At 66.0% G+C, this 19,077-nt stretch carries 17 protein-coding genes and 1 tRNA gene; 10 read left to right on the top strand and 8 right to left on the bottom strand.

Annotated features, from left to right (window positions below; genetic code table 11):
* Positions 1-150: 150 nt before the first annotated feature.
* The 3 genes from RVX_RS04150 to RVX_RS04140 all read right to left on the bottom strand — a co-directional run bounded on the left by RVX_RS04150 (position 151) and on the right by RVX_RS04140 (position 1,117).
* Complete coding sequence (locus tag RVX_RS04150) at positions 151-468, bottom strand: BON domain-containing protein (protein WP_116304852.1); 318 nt, start codon at positions 466-468, stop codon at positions 151-153.
* 153 nt (positions 469-621) lie between these two features.
* Positions 622-867, bottom strand: a complete 246-nt coding sequence (locus tag RVX_RS04145) for a GlsB/YeaQ/YmgE family stress response membrane protein (RefSeq protein ID WP_116304851.1) — start codon at positions 865-867, stop codon at positions 622-624.
* Positions 868-970: 103 nt separating this feature from the next.
* A complete protein-coding gene (locus RVX_RS04140; protein ID WP_116306324.1) occupies positions 971-1,117 on the bottom strand; it encodes a lmo0937 family membrane protein in 147 nt (48 codons plus the stop codon).
* Between the two features lie 241 nt (positions 1,118-1,358).
* On the opposite strand from RVX_RS04140, the gene RVX_RS04135 reads away from it, so the two are divergent.
* Both RVX_RS04135 and RVX_RS04130 read left to right on the top strand, forming a co-directional pair.
* Positions 1,359-2,087, top strand: a complete 729-nt coding sequence (locus RVX_RS04135) for a Crp/Fnr family transcriptional regulator (RefSeq protein WP_116304850.1) — start codon at positions 1,359-1,361, stop codon at positions 2,085-2,087.
* A 165-nt stretch (positions 2,088-2,252) separates the two neighbouring features.
* Positions 2,253-2,960: a Crp/Fnr family transcriptional regulator gene (locus RVX_RS04130; RefSeq protein ID WP_116304849.1), complete on the top strand. Its 708-nt coding sequence runs from the start codon at positions 2,253-2,255 to the stop codon at positions 2,958-2,960.
* A 202-nt stretch (positions 2,961-3,162) separates the two neighbouring features.
* On the opposite strand, the gene RVX_RS04125 is transcribed toward RVX_RS04130, so the two are convergent.
* The 3 genes from RVX_RS04125 to RVX_RS04115 form a co-directional block, all read right to left on the bottom strand.
* Positions 3,163-3,996: a BON domain-containing protein gene (locus tag RVX_RS04125; RefSeq protein ID WP_116304848.1), complete on the bottom strand. Its 834-nt coding sequence runs from the start codon at positions 3,994-3,996 to the stop codon at positions 3,163-3,165.
* Positions 3,997-4,115: 119 nt separating this feature from the next.
* Positions 4,116-4,583 (bottom strand): CsbD family protein, encoded by a 468-nt coding sequence (locus tag RVX_RS04120; protein ID WP_147307506.1) that lies wholly within the window; start codon positions 4,581-4,583, stop codon positions 4,116-4,118.
* Between the two features lie 731 nt (positions 4,584-5,314).
* Positions 5,315-5,391 (bottom strand) — tRNA-Arg (locus RVX_RS04115).
* A 393-nt stretch (positions 5,392-5,784) separates the two neighbouring features.
* Between RVX_RS04115 and RVX_RS04110 the strand changes: the two genes are divergently transcribed.
* From RVX_RS04110 to RVX_RS04075, 8 genes are all read left to right on the top strand, one after another.
* Entirely contained in the window at positions 5,785-7,218 is a 1,434-nt protein-coding gene (locus RVX_RS04110; RefSeq protein ID WP_116304846.1) for a bifunctional folylpolyglutamate synthase/dihydrofolate synthase, read from the top strand.
* 39 nt (positions 7,219-7,257) lie between these two features.
* Complete coding sequence (selA, locus tag RVX_RS04105) at positions 7,258-8,769, top strand: L-seryl-tRNA(Sec) selenium transferase (protein WP_116304845.1); 1,512 nt, start codon at positions 7,258-7,260, stop codon at positions 8,767-8,769.
* A 52-nt stretch (positions 8,770-8,821) separates the two neighbouring features.
* Positions 8,822-9,814, top strand: coding sequence for a UDP-glucuronic acid decarboxylase family protein (locus RVX_RS04100; RefSeq protein WP_116304844.1), 993 nt, complete (start codon positions 8,822-8,824; stop codon positions 9,812-9,814).
* A gap of 1,232 nt (positions 9,815-11,046) precedes the next feature.
* Positions 11,047-12,501, top strand: coding sequence for an aminopeptidase (locus RVX_RS04095; protein ID WP_116304843.1), 1,455 nt, complete (start codon positions 11,047-11,049; stop codon positions 12,499-12,501).
* 230 nt (positions 12,502-12,731) lie between these two features.
* Entirely contained in the window at positions 12,732-13,913 is a 1,182-nt protein-coding gene (locus RVX_RS04090; RefSeq protein WP_116304842.1) for an iron-containing alcohol dehydrogenase, read from the top strand.
* A gap of 646 nt (positions 13,914-14,559) precedes the next feature.
* Positions 14,560-15,384: an AraC family transcriptional regulator gene (locus tag RVX_RS04085; RefSeq protein WP_116304841.1), complete on the top strand. Its 825-nt coding sequence runs from the start codon at positions 14,560-14,562 to the stop codon at positions 15,382-15,384.
* A gap of 180 nt (positions 15,385-15,564) precedes the next feature.
* On the top strand, positions 15,565-16,614 hold the full coding sequence (locus RVX_RS04080) for a DMT family transporter (RefSeq protein WP_116304840.1): 1,050 nt from the start codon (positions 15,565-15,567) through the stop codon (positions 16,612-16,614).
* A gap of 257 nt (positions 16,615-16,871) precedes the next feature.
* Complete coding sequence (locus RVX_RS04075; RefSeq protein ID WP_147307505.1) at positions 16,872-17,210, top strand: hypothetical protein; 339 nt, start codon at positions 16,872-16,874, stop codon at positions 17,208-17,210.
* A 141-nt stretch (positions 17,211-17,351) separates the two neighbouring features.
* Here the strand turns inward: RVX_RS04075 and RVX_RS04070 are convergent, their stop codons facing one another.
* Entirely contained in the window at positions 17,352-18,107 is a 756-nt protein-coding gene (locus tag RVX_RS04070) for an ATP-binding cassette domain-containing protein (protein WP_116304838.1), read from the bottom strand.
* A complete protein-coding gene (locus RVX_RS04065) occupies positions 18,104-18,664 on the bottom strand; it encodes a biotin transporter BioY (RefSeq protein WP_116304837.1) in 561 nt (186 codons plus the stop codon). Before RVX_RS04065 ends, RVX_RS04070 begins: the two co-directional genes overlap by 4 nt.
* Positions 18,665-19,077 lie beyond the last annotated feature (413 nt).

The raw sequence follows: 19,077 nt of genomic DNA, 5'->3' as shown, positions 1-19,077 counted from the left end.
GCGTGCGGTATTGGTTTCCTCCTCCATTCCTGAGTCTCCTTCCGCAAAGGCGGACACTGCGGGCACAAGGCAAAAACATGAACCCAACCATGGCGTTAGCAGCGCGGAGGGCACGGCAAACGGACAGGACTAACAGGCCGGATCACCCCGTTACTGCTGCCCCTTGACAAGCATGTCGTTGCGTACGGACTTCACCCCCTTGACCTTGCGCGCCACCTGAACGGCGGTGTTGATCTCGGCCCGGGATCCGACAAAGCCGCTCAGTTGCACCACGCCCTTGAAGGTTTCGACATTGATCTCGGCAGACGTCAGGGAAGGCTCCTGAAGAATGGCCGTCTGTACCTTGGCGGTAATGGCGGTATCGTCAATGTATTCGCCTGTTCCTTCCGATGTCGATGTCGATGCGCAACCGAGTGCAAGGGCCATGACGATTGCGAGAAACAGCGCCATGATTTTGGGAGACTTCATGGAAATACTCCTGTGTGAAAATGATGCAGGTTTTTCGCGACAACAGCCGCATTCCGCCAAACCATGTCGCTCTTGTCGTGATGCAGGGAAGCAGGCATCGATGCATGTTCCCGCACCCACGACCACTTCAGGGTCTGGTTCGGTGTACGTCGCTCATGCACGTTTGAGCAGGCGCAGGCAGAGGATCAGAATGACCGCGCCAACGGTAGCCATGAGGATTGCCCCCAACAGCCCTCCCCCGCCCACGCCTGCCGCGCCGAACAGAACACCACCAATCACCGCACCGATAATGCCGACAATGAGATCACCCACGAGACCGAACCCGCCCCCCTTCATCAGGGCGCCCGCGAGCCAACCCGCAACCAGACCGATGACGAGAAACCAAAGCAAGTTTTCCATATTGCGCTCCTGCAACTGTTTCGGGTTCTGAGCTGTCCGTCCGAAAATTGAGTCTCCCGGACGAACACCCCGCGCCACCATGCACTCTGCATGCACGCCGGGATTACAACCGCCTGCGCTGGATGATCCGGACAACGACCACAACCACCCCCACGGCCAGAAGAAAATTGATGAATCCGGCCATGGGAGATGAGGCCCCCAGCCCCATCAGCCACACGGCAACGAGCACGAATGCGACAAGTTCAAGCATCCCGATGCACCCGGTTCCCGTTGGCGTTAAGGGCAATTCCCAGCACATCCAATGTAGCCCCTTCTCGGATACCTTCCGTTCGATGGCGCACATAGGGCTCTTCATTTTGCACTGACCCGTGCGTGGTGAGGAGGAAACGGAGAGGCTGACGGACGGGCGCAATGTGCGCTACCGTACAGATAGGTTGCGCCAGTTGACGCATTCTTTCCGGCGAGACTGCCATTCCATCAAGGAGGCTGGCATGCAGGAGACACCCTCACCCCGCCAGAATCACCTTCTGGCCGCGCTGCCCCACAACGTTCAGGAACGTCTGTTCCCCCATCTGGAACTGGTGCCGATGCCGCTCGGCAAGGTGCTGTATGAATCCGGCGACGCCATGCGCCACGTCTACTTCCCAACCGACGCCATCGTGTCCCTGCTTTACGTAATGGAAAGCGGGGCATCGGCGGAAATCTCCGTGGTCGGGAACGAGGGGCTCATCGGGGTCGCCGTTTTCATGGGGGGGGAAAGCACACCCAGCAGGGCCATTGTGCAAAGCGCAGGACACGCCTACCAGCTGCAGGGGCAAATTCTGAAGGATGAATTCAACCGCCATGGCGAGATGTTGCAGTTGATGTTGCGCTACACCCAGTCGCTGATCACCCAGATGGCCCAGACCGCCGTATGCAACCGGCACCACTCGATAGATCAGCAACTGTGCAGATGGCTTCTTCTTTCTCTTGACAGGCTTCCAAGCAACCAGCTGACCATGACGCAGGAACTCATCGCAAACATGCTTGGTGTCCGTCGCGAAGGCGTTACCGAGGCAGCCGGAAAACTGCAAAAACTTGGCGTCATAGAATACAGTCGCGGACGAATAACAGTCCTTGACAGACCAAAGCTCGAGGAATTGAGTTGTGAGTGCTATGCTGTCGTGAAGAAGGAAACCGACCGCCTTCTTCCGTACATTACGGCTCCGCGCAGGGGCTGACAGACAAACAGGTGGCAGACGACGTCCCTTGCGGCACCGGTAGCCGTCGTCCACCGTGCCGTGGCGCACAGACAACCGCCCGATGACCATTCATGTTGGGGCATCGAGATTGCTGGCACCATTCTCGTGCCGCTCCTTGGCTGCCTTGTGCCAAAGGATACGAGCATGTCCGCCGCCCTTCCCCATCCAGGCGTCAACTGCCTGGTCGAGAGCCTGACACACAACGAACGCAACGGAATCATTACGAGTTGCGAGACAGTCGACATGGTTCCGGGGACCGTTCTCCATGAACCATTCCAGTGCTACCAGCACGTATACTTCCCCCTTGCCGGATTCATATCGCTGATTGCGACACAGGGCGAACACCAGCGCATGACTGTCGGCCTGATCGGCAACGAAGGAATGCTGGGCACGTCACTGATCCTGGGAATTCACTCTTCCTCCATGAAATCCATCGTGTCCGGTGCGGGCAGCGCCCTGAAGATGAGCACCATGCACTTTCTCCGTGCCCTGCACGCCAGCTCTCGCCTGCTTCATGTTCTCCAGATGCGCCTCGCGGCGACAATAGATGATTTGTCAAAAACTGCGCTGTGTACACGGTTCCATCCCATAGAACAGCGGCTGGCTTATTGGCTGCTGCTGGCGCAGGACCGTGCGCACGCCGACAATTTCTACCTCACGCACGAAGCGCTTGCCGATATGCTGGGGGTGCGCAGAAGCGGGATCACTGTTGCTGCCGGGGCGTTACAGACCAAAGCACTCATCCACTACACGCGCGGCCACATCCGCGTCCTGAACCGCACCGGGCTGGAGGCGGCGTCCTGCAAATGCTACAAGACGCAGGCCGACGCTTGCGCGCACCTGTTCACTTGAACCAAACGACTATCATCAAACGCGGAGACAGCCCGTCCGGCCAGCCCCCCTGCGCGTCACGGGCATCCTCGCCCGGGCAGCATCAAAAAAACGGACAACCACAGCCCCCTGCCGGAGGGCGAAAAGGTGGGGTCGCATCACGAAAAAGATCACCGCGCATCATGTTCATGCCACGCGGTGACCTTCGACCAAACCCCTGCCATCAGAACGTAAGGCCCTTCGACTTGACGCCCTTGACCCCGCGCACGTTCTGCGCGAGTTCGACGGCAAGGGCACGTTCCGCGCCGCTGCTCAGCTTGCCGCTGAGCGTGACGACGCCCTTGCTGGTGTTCACCGTGATGTTGGAACCGGCAACATTGCTGGAGTACAGGAAGGTGGACTTCACCTTCGTCGTGATCCAACTGTCGGCGATGTCGCTTCCGGCCTCAGCCGCAGTGTCCTTGGCAACGTCAACCGCTGTCGGCTTGGCATTGCCGACCACCAGCTGATTGTCCACGGACACGACACCCGGCGTGTTCACGGCCAGGCGACCGGCAAGGTTCTTGGCGGTCATGTTATCGGCATCACCACGCAGCGTCACCTTGCCCCGCTCCGTTACCACGCTGGTTGCCAAACCATCCGCGTGCCTGCTCCACAGCAGCTTCGACTTGATCGAGGTCGTGATGTTGGCGTCGTCAATCACGTCACCGTAGCCACGCGTCGAATTCGACTCGGGCGGAGAGTAGTCCGACTGAACGATTATCCGGTTGTCCACCTCTCGGATGCCGGTAACGCCCATGGCGATTTCCCGTGCCAACTCCTTGTTGACGTCTTCTGCAACGTACCCGGTCAGCGTGGCTTTGCCGTCCTGCACCGCCACGTTTATGGTGCTGGCGCGCAGGTACGGGCTGAGGGCATACGTTGTCCAGATCTGGGCCTCTTGCCGGGCGTCGGTGACATTCTGGGATACGGCCTCGGCGGCCATCGCGCCGACAGGCGCAGCCATGGTCAGCGCGATGGCCGCCGCGAGGAGATAATTGCGGCATTGCATGTACATGTGGGTCTCCGTCGTTTGCATTTTTAATGCTCCCGGATGGTGCATGGCCATTTCCATGCCAAGGGAGCACGCCGACGATGCCTGCCGCGCCCCCTGGCAAAACGACAGGCATCGAATACTTAGATCCAACTGGTTCTGGCGAAGAAGCTTTTGACCTGCTCCACCGCCTCGCCACGCGTGACGGAGTATCTTTCCTGTATCAAGCCAACCAGTGTCAGGGCATGCCCTTCGGACTGGACCAGTTCATCTTCGGTCAGCTTGCCCCAGGCGATCTTGGCTGCGCCAAGCCGCCGCTGCCACCTCCTCGCAAACTTATCCTCGCTGGCCTTAAACGTGCCGCCCGCCCTCGCAGTCTCAACAACGACAGCTTCACCCCTGGCAACACGCAGCAAATCTCTCAACGCGCTGTCGATGTCGATCTGCCTTGACGCGTCAGAGAATTTGCCTGCGGGGGTGACCTGAGGGCACTCCCCCACAGGCAACGGCAGGGGTTTCGGCGGAGCCCTGTTTCCGGCTGCTTGCTGCCTGAATGCCTTGACCCTTTTCTGAATGTTTGCGGACAACTCTTGTTTTGTAGGTGTGCGCATGATGTCCTCCTGGTGAATTCTTTTCTCGCGACATCGCGAGAGGCTGGACCATCATAGTTGCAAGAGTCATCCACTTCGTCTGTGCGCTGGCACACGCATTTGAAGATTAATACAACTTCTTCACTGTCTCCCTTCTTTATAAGAAATTATATAATATTTTCAAGCATTTAAAATTAGAAAAACAAAAATACTCACAATTTCTACAGATAACAACGATACATTAACCGTGCTCACTCCCAATTCCCATCCACAAGAATACAACAGCGCCATGACACATGTGCACAGACTGACGTTCGTGGACATACTTGGCATGGTGGCGGAAGCCGACGACAGAGGCTGCCATCATAAAGATGGCATTCCCCACGACATACCACGGGGACGAACCCACCCCCTTGCCCGCATTCGGGCGTGTAGAGAGAGGGATGAGTGACGGGGGAGAGATTCAGCCCCCCCTTCCGCAAGGACCAAAATTCGAGAGCTTGCAGTGAAGGCGACAAGCCTCTGGCTATTTTGGTGGGCTACCTTGCTCCAAAGAGCCACTCCGACGACGATAGACGTCCGCGCACGCAAAAAGCAGAGGGCGCGGAACAAGCTCCGCGCCCTCTGCTTTCACCTGGACTGCCACCAGGATATTTCTATTCACATCCCCAAGGTTGGAAATAGGGTTGGAAAAGTTTTTCCAACCCTTGCCGAGCATGCTCTTTCTATCATCCAACCACTTGATTTCATTTTGGCGCGCCCGGGAGGATTCGAACCCCCGGCCAAGAGCTTAGAAGGCTCCTGCTCTATCCACCTGAGCTACGGGCGCGTGACGAGAGGGGATTTTTCTAGCCGAGCCAGTGCCGCCGGTCAAGGGTAACGGAGGGGTAACGGTGGCAACGGCCAGGGCACGGACCGCAAGGCCGCCACGGCGGGAGCATGCCGTCTGTCCGGCGCATCGTCGGCGCACCGGAACACCCACTGCCTTCCTGACGTCCCGCGCGCAAGGCGTCTGGGCAATCCGGCCATGCAGGCCACCGGCTTCCGAATCCGCACTTCCCGCCGGGGGGGGGGGGAGCCCACTTCTGCGCCCCGTGTCTTGCGCGTGCAATCCGCGCCCCCGCTTGACGCGCCCCGCCGTGCGTCCTACCCAAAGGGATGCGCCCCTTCCGCATGCCCGGATGCCGGGCGCGGCTCCGCCCCTTATACAGGTTCGCTCACCATGACACACGCTTCTTCTGCATCTCCTTTCGCCACCTACGACGACGTACAAGCCCACCTGGACAAGCTGGGCATGTTCCACATGGACCTTGGGCTTGGCCGCATGGAGCGAGTGCTCGACGCGCTGTCCCTCACCGCGCCGCCGTTCACCGTGGCCCAAGTGGTGGGCACCAACGGCAAGGGTTCCACGTCCACGTTCCTCGCGGCCATCGGCACGGCGCACGGGCTGCGCACGGGGCTGTACACCTCGCCGCACTTCGTCACCCCGCGCGAACGCATCCGCATCAACGGGGCCATGCTGCCCCCCAAACTGTGGCCCGACCTCACCAACCGGGTCATGGCGGCGGGCGGCGAGGGGCTGACCTATTTCGAGCTCCTTACGGTACTTGCCCTGCTGGCCTTCCGCGAGGCCGACGTGCAGCTTGCCGTGATGGAGGCTGGCCTTGGCGGCGCGCACGACGCCACCACCGCCGTGGCCGCAGACGTGGTATGCGTGACGCCCATCGGACTGGATCATCAAAACATACTCGGCCCCACCATCGCCGCCATCGCCGCCGACAAGGCCGGGGCGCTGCGGCCCGGTGTGCCCGCCGTCGCCGCGCAGCAGCCTGCGGACGCCATGGACGAATTGCGCGCGGCCGCCGACGCTTGCGGCGCACCCCTGCGCGCGGCGGAGGACGTGGTGAAACTGCCCGCCGCAGCGGAACTGGGGCTGGCCGGGCCGCACCAGCGGGGTAACGCCATGCTGGCGCTTGCCGCATGGACCACCCTGGCCGAGGCCAACGCGTGGCAAACACGCGAGGACGCCGTGCGCCGCGGACTGGCCGAGGCATGGATTCCCGGCCGCCTGCAATGGGTGGAAACGCACGCCACGGACACCAACGCGACAGCCGCGCCTGAAGTTTCGGCGGCGCATGCCCCTTCCCCGGCAGCCCCTGCCGATCTGCCCCCCCTGCCCGCCCGTCTCGTCATAGACGGCGCGCACAACGCCCACGGGCTGGCCGCCCTGCGCGCGGCCCTGGCCGACCAGTGCGTGCGCCCCGCCGTGGTGATCTTCTCGTGCCTGGCGGACAAGGATCTGGCCGCCGTGGCCGACGAGGTGCGCCGCCTGGCCGGGGATGCGCCGGTGCTGGCGCCCACCATCCAGAACAACGCCCGGGCCGCGCGCGGCGAGGACCTGGCCGCCCTGATCGGCCCCACGGCCCGCGCCGTGCGCGATCTGCCCGCCGCCCTTCACGAGGCAGCCGCCCTTGCTCCGCAAGGCCCAGCGCTGCTGTGCGGCTCCTTGTATTTGCTCGGCGAGTTTTTTACACTCCGGCCCGATTGCCTGGAATCGCGGGGTGCTGGCGGCGCGTGCGATGCGTCCGGGGCATCACCGGCAGACGGGGATGCCCCACCGGAAACAGTGTCCACCCCGCCGCCTTCCGGCATCTGACCGGCCCGCATCCGCCGTACCGCCAGCAAGGAGCCCCTCGTGTCGAACCTGTTCCGGTCCCTGCCCTCCATGGACGTCCTGCTCACCGCCCTGGCACACCCGGAACAGGCCGGGCCAGGAACGCCCGCCGCATCCGAACAGACCGCACGGCCCTACCAGGCCGACCTGGCCGCGCTGCCGCGCCCGCTGTTGCGCGACCTGATCAACGCCTTTCTCGACCGCTGCCGCGAGGCCATCCGGGCCGGAGACATCACCGACGCCAACGCCCTTTCCACGCAGGCGTTGCTGCCCGCCCTTACCGCCCACATCCTCCGCGCCGCGCGCCCCCATTTCCGCCGCGTGCTCAACGCCACGGGCGTGGTCATCCACACCAACCTCGGCCGCTCCCTGCTGGCGGAAGAAGCCACCGCCGCCGTGGCGGAGGCCTGCGCCCACTACTCCAACCTGGAATTCGACCTGGCCACCGGCGAACGCGGCAGCCGCTATTCCCACGTGGAAGAACTGCTGTGCAAGGTCACCGGGGCAGAGGCGGGCCTTGTGGTCAACAACAACGCCGCCGCCGTGCTGCTGGTGCTGGACACCCTGTGCAAGGGCGGCGAGGTGGTGGTTTCGCGCGGGCAACTGGTGGAGATCGGCGGCAGCTTCCGCATCCCCGAGGTCATGGAGAAAAGCGGCGCTGTGCTGCGCGAAGTGGGCGCCACGAACCGCACCCACCTGCGCGACTACGAGAACGCCATCAACGAGCACACCGTGGCCCTGCTGAAGGTGCATACCTCCAACTACCGCATCACCGGCTTCCACAAGGAAGTCCCGCTGGCGGAACTGGTGGCGCTGGGCCGGGCGCGCAACCTGCCGGTGATCGAAGACCTTGGCAGCGGCAGCTTTCTGGATTTCACCCCCTGGGGCCTGCCCGGCGAACCCACGGTGCGCGAGGTAGTGGCCGACGGGGCCGACGTGGTCAGCTTTTCGGGCGACAAGGTGCTGGGCGGCCCGCAGGCCGGGCTTATCGTGGGGCGGCGCGAGATCATCGCGCGCATCAAGCGCAACCCGCTCAACCGCGCCCTGCGCATCGACAAGATGACCCTGGCCGCGCTGGAAGCCACCCTGCGCCTGTACCTGGACCCGGAACTGGCCCGCCGCAAGGTGCCCACCCTGCGCATGATGACCGCCCCGGCCGATGAACTGGCCCGGCGGGCGCGCAAGCTGGCAGCGCGGCTGCGTGCCGCGCTGGGCGATGCGGCCGCCATCGGCCTTGCCCCCGGCGTGTCGCGGGTGGGGGGCGGCTCCTTTCCGGAGCGCGACCTGCCCACCACGCTGGTCAGCGTTGCCCCGGCGGGCTGTTCCGCCACCACGCTGAAGGAACGGCTGCTGGACACCAATCCGCCACTGGTCGGCCGACTGGAGGACGACACCTTCCGGCTGGACCCGCGCACCCTGGACGATACGGAATTCCCCCTCGTGGCCGCCGCGCTGGCGCAGGCCCTTGGCTTGCCGGGCGCATCGGATGCGGCGCGGCCCGGCAAACGCGCGTCGCGCACCAGGCGCGGCTAGCGCGGCCCAACCCACGACAACCTGCGCCCATCCCGCCGACACAGGAGTCGCCATGCAAAACGGAGAATTCAAGGAACTGGCCCGCAAGCGCATCCTAGTCACCGGGGGCGCGGGGTTCATCGGCTCGCACCTGTGCCGCCGCCTGCTGGACCGTGGCGCGGAAGTGCTGTGCGTGGACAACTTCTTCACCGGCTCGCGCGACCACGTGCAGGAAATGCAGGACCACCCGCGCTTCGAGCTGCTGCGCCACGACATCACCTTTCCGCTCTACGTGGAAGTGGACGAAATCTACAACCTGGCCTGCCCGGCGTCGCCCATCCACTACCAGTTCGACCCGGTGCAGACGACCAAGACCTGCGTGCACGGCTCCATCAACATGCTGGGGCTGGCCAAGCGGGTGAAGGCGCGCATCCTGCAGGCGTCCACCAGCGAGGTCTACGGCGACCCGGAAACCCACCCCCAGACCGAAGACTACTGGGGCCGGGTGAACCCCATCGGCCCGCGCTCATGCTACGACGAAGGCAAGCGCTGCGCCGAAACCCTGTTCAGCGACTACCACCGCCAGCACGGGGTGCCCATCCGCATCGCGCGCATCTTCAACACCTTCGGCCCGCGCATGCACCCCAACGACGGCCGGGTGGTCAGCAACTTCATCCTGCAGGCCCTGCAGGACAAGCCCATCACCATCTACGGCGACGGCAGCCAGACCCGCTCGTTCTGCTACGTGGACGACATGGTGGACGGCCTGACCGCGCTGATGCACGCCCCGGACGAGATCCATCTGCCGGTGAACCTCGGCAACCCCGAGGAACGCACCATCCTGAACCTGGCCGAGATCATCATCGAGTTCGTCAACTCGCGCTCCACCATCGACTTTCGCCCGCTGCCCCAGGACGACCCGCGCCGCCGCCGCCCGGACATCACGCAGGCAAAGGAAAAGCTGGGCTGGGAGCCCAGGGTGAGCATGGAAGAGGGGTTACGAAAGACGGTGGAGTATTTCGAGGGGTTGCTGAGGTCGAGGCGGGAGGAAGGGGCGGAGGTGTAAGGGGGGCTGCGCTGGGCTAAGAGAGTCCAGCCCTAGTGGGCACGGCTTCTACGAAGGCACGACAGCCCTTTTGAACACGCTCGATTTCGTTATGCCTCCGACGGGGCCGAATAGCGGATAGTCCTGTGGGACACGGCTTCTACGAAGGCACGTCAGCCCTGTTGACCACGCCCGATTTCGTTATGCCTCCGGCGGGCAAGGGGCCATTAAGCGATGGCCCCTTGCATCCCCGCGCTCCGGGGGCTCCGCCCCCTGGTCCCCCGGCGCTCGCCGCGACGCATGTGCCGCCGTCAAAGCCCGGCGTCACACGCTTCTACGCACATTACGTTTCCATTGCCCCCCCACATGGGTGCCCCGGCCCCACGGGCACGGCGGCGCGCATCCGCAACGCCGGAGCTTCCGCCGTCGCAAAGCCTCCGGCGGCGATTTTCGGCTGCGGACGCGTATCGCCGCATGCAGGTTGCCTCCGCCATAGTGGCGGTTGCTTGACGCGCGAGGGACGTGCGCGGATATGGGGTTAAGGATGGTGGGAACGCAAAAGCCTGCACGGCATCTGCGGCGCACCCCGTGAAGTTGTGACTTCCGCCATCGTGGATGGGAGATGTTTTAATCGTGGGGCTGGGTCCAAAGGAAAAGTGGCGTGCGTAGAAGCGTGTGACGCCGGGCTTTAACGGCGGCACATGCGTCGCAACGAGGGCATGGGTAAAGGCACCCGACCTTAGCCATGCCGCCGAGAGTCCCATGCACATGCGCGTTCCGCCGGGCAGATCACCCGAAGGCGCTTGCGCCGAAGGGAAGCTGACCGGCGAAGAATGCGGTGCGGGATACGTTGGGGGTCCAGGACTTCAGCCGTTAGGCGAGCGCAAAGCGCGAGTCTTACGGATGAAGATAGCAGAGCTGAGGCGAAGCCCCCCTGGAACGCGGGGGGGCAGGGGGTGTTCGTTACAACACCCCCTGCCCGCCGGAGGCATAACGAAATCAGGCGTGGTCAACAGAGCGCGACTGTCTCCGTAGAAGCCGGGTGCAACCGCGTACGACATATCCCTTCCTTCCCCCTCTGCTCCCGCTCCCATACCCCATTCACCCCCGCCGACAGGCCACCCCACTGTTGCCCCCCGCCGCAAGAGATATTACCTAGTCCTTCGCCGCGTTGCGCAACACAACGCTCCACCCGCAAACCTTCGCGGCCCCGCGCCGCACCGCATACGGGCATTTCCCCGAAAGGACCCCCAATGGACAAACTGGACTTCGAAACCACCAGTTGCTGGGAAGCATACGCCAGCGACGAACACCAGGCCGCCATGCGCGAACTGGCCGACCGCTACGTGGACTTCCTGTCCCGCTGCAAGACCGAGCGCGAAACCGTGGACTACGTGGTCGCGCGGTTGCGCGCGGCGGGCTACACCGAAAACTTCGCCCACGACAAGGTCTACCGGGTGTTCAAGGGCAAGACCGTGTTCATCGCCCGCAAGGGTCGCGCCCCGCTGTCGCAGGGCATGCGGCTCATCGGAGCGCATGCGGACACCCCCCGCCTGGACCTGAAGCAGCGCCCGTTGCAAGAGCAGGCGGGCATCGGCCAGGCCAAGACCCACTATTACGGCGGCATCCGCAAGTACCAGTGGCTGGCCCGCCCGCTGGCCCTGCATGGCGTGGTGGTGAAGGAGAACGGCGAATCGGTGCGCATCACCCTGGGCGAGGACCCGGCGGAACCGGTGTTCACCATCGCCGACCTGCTGCCCCATCTGGCCCAGAAGCAGGCCGGGCAGACCATCGCCGATGCCTTCGAGGGCGAGAAGCTGAACATCGTGCTGGGGCACCGGCCCATGCCGAAGCCCGCGACCGAAGAAGCCGCCGATGCTGCCGCTGCCGATGCAGCAGCCTCCGCGCCCGAAGCCGCCAACGGCAACGACGCCTCCGCCAAGAAGGACGCCCCCAAGGACCCGATCAAGGCGCGCATGCTGGCCCTGCTGCACGAAAAGTACGGCATCCGCGAGGAAGACCTGTACTCCGCCGAACTGCAGGCCGTGCCCGCCGGTCCCGCCCGCTACGTGGGCCTGGACGGCTCGCTGGTGGGCGGCTACGGGCAGGACGACCGCATCTGCGTATTCGCCGCGCTGGAGGCCCTGCTGGCGGCGGAAAACCCGCAGCAGCCGCAGTGCGTGCTGTTCTGGGACAAGGAGGAGATCGGCTCGGAAGGCTCCACCGGGGCCAAGTCGCGCTTCTTCGAATACTGCATCGAAGACCTCATCGCCGCGTGGCAGCCCGCCGCCCGCTTCAGCGACGTGATGCTGGCCACCCGCGCCCTGTCCGCCGACGTGCACGCCGCCATCGACCCCGACTGGCAGGAACTGCACGAAAAGCTCAACGCCGCCATCATCGGCCACGGCCCGTGCTTCTGCAAGTTCACCGGGCACCGGGGCAAGTACGAGGCCAACGACGCCCACCCGGAATACGTGGGCTGGCTGCGCGGCGTGCTGAACGGCCGCAAGATTCCGTGGCAGATGGCGGAACTGGGCCGCGTGGACGGCGGGGGCGGCGGCACCGTGGCCATGTACCTGGCCGCCTACGGCATGGACATCATCGACTTCGGCCCGGCCGTGCTGTCCATGCACAGCCCGTTCGAGCTGTCCAGCGTGGCCGACCTGTACGCCACGCGCCTTGCGTACACGGCGTTTCTGGAAAAGTAGCCTGCGCCGCGACGACGCATCCATCCCGCGCGCCGGTCGTCCCCGTCTCCGAAAGGATACCTGCGGGACCGACAAGGAACCGGCGCGCGGGCGTTTTTCGGCCCCTCGCCTTGCCGTGCCAGCGCCCTGGCCGCAGGCCGCCCGGTGTCCGATAGGCATCTGGCTGATATCAGACCAACGTCAGGACGTCCCACCACCGCGCCCACCGCGCACAGCCCAAGGAGACCGCCATGCTCGACTTCACCTTCCACATGCCCACCCGCATCATTTTCGGCGCGGGCAGGCTGGCCGAGCTTGGGCGCACCCGCCTGCCGGGCCGCAAGGCGCTGGTCGTCGTCAGCGCGGGCGGCTCCATGCGCCGCACCGGGCATCTGGACAAGGTGCTGGCCCTGCTTGCGCAGAACGGCTGCGCCACGGTGGTCTTTGAAAAAATCCAGCCCAACCCCGTGCTGGCCCATGTGGACGAGGGTGCGGCCCTGGTCCGTGCCGAGGGCTGCGACTTCGTGCTGGGCCTTGGCGGGGGCAGCACCATAGATTCCGCCAAGTCCATCGCCCTGGCCGCCGCCAACCCCGGTTCATACTGGGACTACATCCAGAGCGGCACCGGCGGGCGCAAGCGGCCGGAACGCCCGGCCCTGCCGGTGGTGGCCATTCCCACCACGGCGGGCACCGGCACCGAGGCCGACCCGTGGACGGTGATCACCCGCGAGGAGACCAACGAAAAGATTGGCTGGGGCGACGATTCCACCTACCCCGCGCTGTCCATCGTGGACCCCATGCTGATGGTCAGCGTGCCCCCGGCGGTGACGGCCATGACCGGCATGGACGCCTTCTTCCACGCGGCGGAGGCGTATCTTTCCACGGCGCGCCAGCCCTCCAGCGACCTGCTGGCGCTGGAGGCGGTCAGCCTGATTTCCCAGTTCCTGCCGCAGGCCGTGCAAGACGGCAGTTCGGTGCAGGTGCGCACCATGCTGGCGTGGGCGTCCACGGCGGCGGGGCTGTGCGAGTCCCTGTCGTCGTGCATCTCGCACCACTCGCTGGAACACGCCCTGTCGGCCCACCACCCGGCCCTGCCGCACGGGGCGGGGCTGGTGATGCTGTCCCTGCCCTACTTCGAGGTGATGGCCCGTTTCCAGCCCAAGCGCTGCGCCGACCTGGCCGTGACCATGGGCGAGGACATCGAGGGCATGGAACTGCGCGAACAGGGGTTGGCCTTTGTCACGGCGCTGCGCAAGCTCATCGCCGCCGTGGGGCTGGATGGCCTGAAGATGTCCGACTACGGGGTGACGCGCGAGGAGATACCCGCCCTTGCCCGCAACGCCCGCGAAACCATGGGCGGCCTGTTCGCCGTTACCCCGGTGGACCTGCGCGAGGATGCGGTGATTGCGATCTTCGAGAAGGCGTACCGGTAAGGGGCCATTTCTAAATTGTCCTTTCGCCCGTTGGCGTCCGACCCGGAGGGCGCGAAGCGTGCCCGTTAAGCGAGCTTGCGAGCTTTACGGGCATCGTGCGCAACGCGGTCAAACTTCGCCAACGAACGAAAACCCTAACTTAGAAAATGGCCCCTAAAAGAAATGCGGCGCGACCCTCCAGAACAGGCTTGCGTGAGCGCGGGTACACTGTTGGGAAGTTCCCGTTCCCTAGCGCAACTCACCCTCTGTTTCCGAAGCTTCCGCATGGTTGCCTTTCTTCCTTCTATCCCGCGCCGGTCTTTCCGGCGCGGGGGGCTGGTGCGGACGCGATGCAAGGAATTACGATTTTTGGTGGCCGGGCAAGGCGGCGCGCGATTTTCGCGCGGAGCGTACTGGCGTACGTGAGCAGCGAAAATCGCGCGCCAACGCAGCCCGACCCCAAAAGGCGGATTCCGCCCGCAGCGTGTCCGCGCTAAACAAGCCACCCCCACCCCACGCCACCCCAACCGCAATTTCCTGCAATACCCCACTGGCGAAACCGGGCAGATTCCACCTACAGGCACGACTTTCACCTTTCCCGGTTGCCAAGGGCAGCCCGAAACGCCCACCGGCCCCACGACAACCCCGCACGACCACGGACCTCGGCATGCGACAACCCCTCGAAAACGTGCGCTACTGGCGTAGCGACGACCTGGACGGCCTGGAAACCAACCGGGTGCTCCACAGCGCGCACACCTTCCCCAAGCACACCCACGACCAGTACGCCGTGGGCCTGATGGAGGATGGGGCCAGCTACTGCCATGGCCGCTCCCGGCGCAGTTCGGTGGTGGTGGGCGGGCAGATATGCCTGTTCAACCCCGGCGAGGTGCACAGCGGCGAACCGGAACGCGGCGTGCCCGCCACCTACCGCATGTTCTACGCAGCCCCGCACTGGCTGCACCGCGTGGCCGTGGAACTGGGCGGACGCGACGCGGGCCCGCCCGACTTCCGCAGGCTCATCGTGCCCGACGCCGACGTGCTGCGCGCCTTTCTGCGCCTCAGCGACCTGGTGGCCGACGGCGCGGAACTGCTGGCCCGCCAGTCGGCCATGGTGGGGGCCTACTCGCTGGTGCTGGCCCGCCACGGCGGGGTGCGGCCGGAAACCGTCACCACCCGCGACGGCAACGCCGCCGTGCGCCGGGTGCGCGGCTACCTTGCCGAACGGCTGGCGCACAAGGTCTCGCTGGAAGACCTGGCCGAGGCCACGGGCCTCAGCCGGTTCCACATGCTGCGGGTGTTCCGCGACGCCACGGGCATGACCCCGCACGCCTACCACACCCAGTTGCGCGTGGACCGCGCCAAGCTGCTGCTGCGCCGGGGCTGGACCATGGCCGACGCCGCGCAGGAAACCGGCTTCGTGGACCAGAGCCACTTCGCCAACACCTTCCGCCGCTACGTGGGGGCCACGCCGGGGCAGTACCTGTCGCGCTGACGCGCGCCGCGCCGCCGCCCACGCGGACGGAAGGCCAGACTCCGCACCGCCGCGCGCGCCCCCCCCATCCCATTCGCCTTCCCGTACCCCACCGCAATTTCCTGCAAAAACTCCGTGCAAGACGGGCCGCGCCGCAACACGGTACACCCGGCGCACACCATAACCATGGAGACGCCTTTCATGTCCGATTCCGCCCCCTGTGTGCCCGATGCCGCCGACATCACCGACGACGACATCACCCACGTCGACACCGCGAACCGTTCCTGCAATGCCCCAGCCCGCACGTCCCTGCTGCTGCCCGCGCTGGCGGCCCTGGGCGCGGTAATCCTGTGGGGCCTGTCCTTTCCGGCCATGAAGGTGGCCGTGCAGGCCCTTGGCCCCATGCCGCTGATGTGGGCGCGCATGATGGTGGCCATGGCGCTGCTGGCGCCGTTCACCGCCCGGCTGTTCCCGTCCCGCACCGTGGCCGTGGCCCCGTCCGGCGCGATGGAGCGGCGCGGCTTCTGGAGCGGCGTGCCCCGGCGGCACAGGTTGCTGCTCCTGCCCACGGTGCTGTTGCAGCCCTGCCTGTACTTCCTGTGCGAATCCAACGCCATGCAGCTTACCACGGCGTCGCAGGCCGGGGTCATTTCCGCCTCGGTGCCGCTGCTGGTGGGCGCGGGCGCGTGGCTTTTCCTGGGCGAGCGGCCCTCGCCCCGGCTGTGGGTGGGCGTGGTCTTCTCGTGCGCGGGGGTGGCCTGGCTCACCCTGTCGGGCGGCGCGGGCACCGAATCCGCGCCCGATCCGCTTCTGGGCAACCTGCTGGAACTGCTGGCCATGGCCTGCGCGGCGGGCAACATGGTGCTGGTGCGCAGGCTGTCCGCACACGGTGGGCACGGTTCCTTCCGCTGGAACCCGTGGACTCTCACGGCGTTGCAGACCGTGGCCGGGGCGCTGTTCTTCGCGCCGGGCGCGTACGCCACGCTCACCGGCATGGGCCAGTGGCCCGCCGACGTCGTGCTGGCCGTGCTCTATCTGGGTGCGGGTTCGTCGCTGGGCGCGTTCGGCCTGTTCAACTGGGCCACCAGCCATTTGCCCGCCAGCAGCGTGGGCGCGTTCATCAACCTGGTGCCCGTGGCCGCCGTGGGGTTCGGCTGGCTGTGGCTGGGCGAAACCCTGAACGCCACCCAGATGCTGGCCGCCGCCGTGGTCATGGTGGGCGTGGCGCTGGGCACCGGCCGCCGCCGGTAGGAGTGGAACTACCGTGCCCGGCGCGGTGCGGCCCGGCATACCCCGCAGCCGCCGCCCCGCCGTTGCCGCGCCCGCAGGGCGGCATCTTGACGCGACGGCAAACAGGCATGACAGTACACACAGCAACATCCGCCAGAAAGGGATCAATCCCGCTCCGCCGGATGCATGCCCAGGTCCTTTCCCGGCCTGGCCCAGCCCGCCCCCAGCGCGTCGGGCACATCCACAGCCAGCCCAACCCCGTTCAGAGGAGGCGCACCATGTGCAAGACCTGCAATTGCGGCACCGGCAGCGAACCGCGCGAACACCGCCACGCGCATGCCCACGGCAAGGGCGGCGAACATCGCCACGACCATGAGCACGTCCACGAGCATGCCCACGTGCACGAGCACACCCATGCCGACGGCACTACCCACGCCCACGAGCACCGCCACGTCCATACCCATGCCCACGGACACGAGCACGGGCACGGTGCCGCAGGGCATGATCACGGGCACGACGGGCACGAACACGAGCACGTCCACACCCACGAGGCGCACAGCCACGACCTGGGGCATGCCCACGACGGCGGCGACGCCCACGAGCACGAGCACGGCTAGCCGCCGGGCAGTGCCTCCTCCCGGCGACGACGGCAAGGCCGCGAGTTCGGGGCAGATATCCACGCATGTCGCAACACCGCGCGGGAAACGCCCGCGCGGGTCTGATGCAGCGCCCAGGCCCCGGCAAGCGGGACCGCACCTTCATTCGTAGGGAACGATCTCGCGCCGCGCCGCCCACGAGCAGGGCGGGCGGATGCCATGGGCGCGCACCCGGTCCAGCACGTCGGCAGGCGGGCCGAACAGCGCCTGCCGTCCCCCGTCCAGCACCAGCATCAGGTCGGCCATGTCCACCACCGGCTCAAGCTCGTGCACCGAGACCACCTGGGTCAGCCCTGCGGCCCGGTTGCGGGCCAGGATGTCGCGCAGTTCCAGCGCGGCCGGGTGGTCCAGCCCGCTGAACGGCTCGTCCAGCAAGAGCAGACCCGGCGCGGCAAGCAGCGCGGCGGCAAGGCACAGCTTGCGCTTCTGGCCGTAGGACAGGGTATGCACCGGACTGTCCCAGTGCGCGAGCAGCCCGAACCTGCCCGCCGCATCGCGCGCGGCGGCAAGGGCGGCCGCGCCTTCGGCGGTGTGCGCGGGCGGCGCGGTAAGCAGCAAATCTTCCGCCACCGTGGCCCCCAGCATCTGCATGTCGGCATCCTGCAACACCAGCGCGGCATGGCGGCGCAGGGCGGCCTCCGCGCCGGGGCAATGGCGCCCGGCCACGTCCAGCGTGCCGCCTTCCGCCCGCAGCAGTCCGGCCAGCAGTTGCAACAGGGTGGACTTGCCGCTGCCGTTGACCCCACACAGGCACAGCAACGCGCCGGGAGGCACGGAAAATTCCGCCCCGGCCAGCGCGGGCTTTGCCCCGGCCGGGGTGCCGGGATGGGTGTAGCGCAATCCTCTGGCGACGATCATCGGGGCAGCAGCCTCCGCGCGGCCAGGAACCGCCAGGCGGCCACGGCCAGCACGACCTTCACAACGTCGCCAGGCAGAAAGGGCAGGACGCCCACGGCCACGGCGCGCGCCACGTCGATGTCCAGCACTTGCATCAGCCGGGCCGCGCCCGCCAGATAGGCCACGGCCAGACCGGCAAGGCAGCAGCACAGGGCCAGCGCGACATGCGGCAGGCCGGGACGCGCGTCCCGCCCGTGCAATCCGCCGAACCCGGCGATGCAGGCCATGCAGGCGAACCCGAACAGATAGCCCCCGGTGGGTCCCAGCAAGTGGGCGAACCCGGCCTTGCCGCCGGAAAACACCGGCAACCCCATCACCCCGGCCAGTACGTACAGCAGCATGGCCCCGGCCCCACGCGCAGGGCCAAGCACCAGCCCGGCCAGGGCCACGAACAGGGTCTGCAAGGTCACCGGCACCGGCCCCACGGGCAGCATGACCATGGCCCCCACGGCGATGAGCGCGGCCATCAGGGCCGTCCAGACAAGGCGGTGCAGGCCCGCCAGCGGGGCATCGTGCATGTGGCTCCCGTCCGCGCGTCCGCGCGGGGTTGTGGTGTGCGTCCGCAACATAGGGCCACGGCCCGCGCCGGTCAACGAGCGGCTCGGAAGAGACGCGACAATGCCCTTGCGTTCTCATCTGACCGGCTCCCGCCCACCCCACGCCCGCGCACTGACGGTATGGAGCGCGGAGGGGCGTCAGGCAAGGAAGGCACGCTGGCCGCGACCGGAGTGTACTCTTTGGTACACGACGGAAGGGGACGGCGCAGCCTGACGCGGCATCACGCCCTTCCGCGCTCCATACCGACCGCGACCGGAATGTACTCTTTGGCACACGACGGAAGGGGACGGCGCAGCCTGACGCGGCATCACGCCCCTCCGCGCTCCATACCGACGCTGGACGGAGATGTGCGTCCCTGCTATGCACCCGGCCA

This window comes from Nitratidesulfovibrio sp. HK-II, assembly GCF_003402415.2.
Taxonomy (GTDB): Bacteria; Desulfobacterota; Desulfovibrionia; order Desulfovibrionales; family Desulfovibrionaceae; genus Cupidesulfovibrio.
This window is presented reverse-complemented; position numbering and strand designations above follow the sequence as displayed.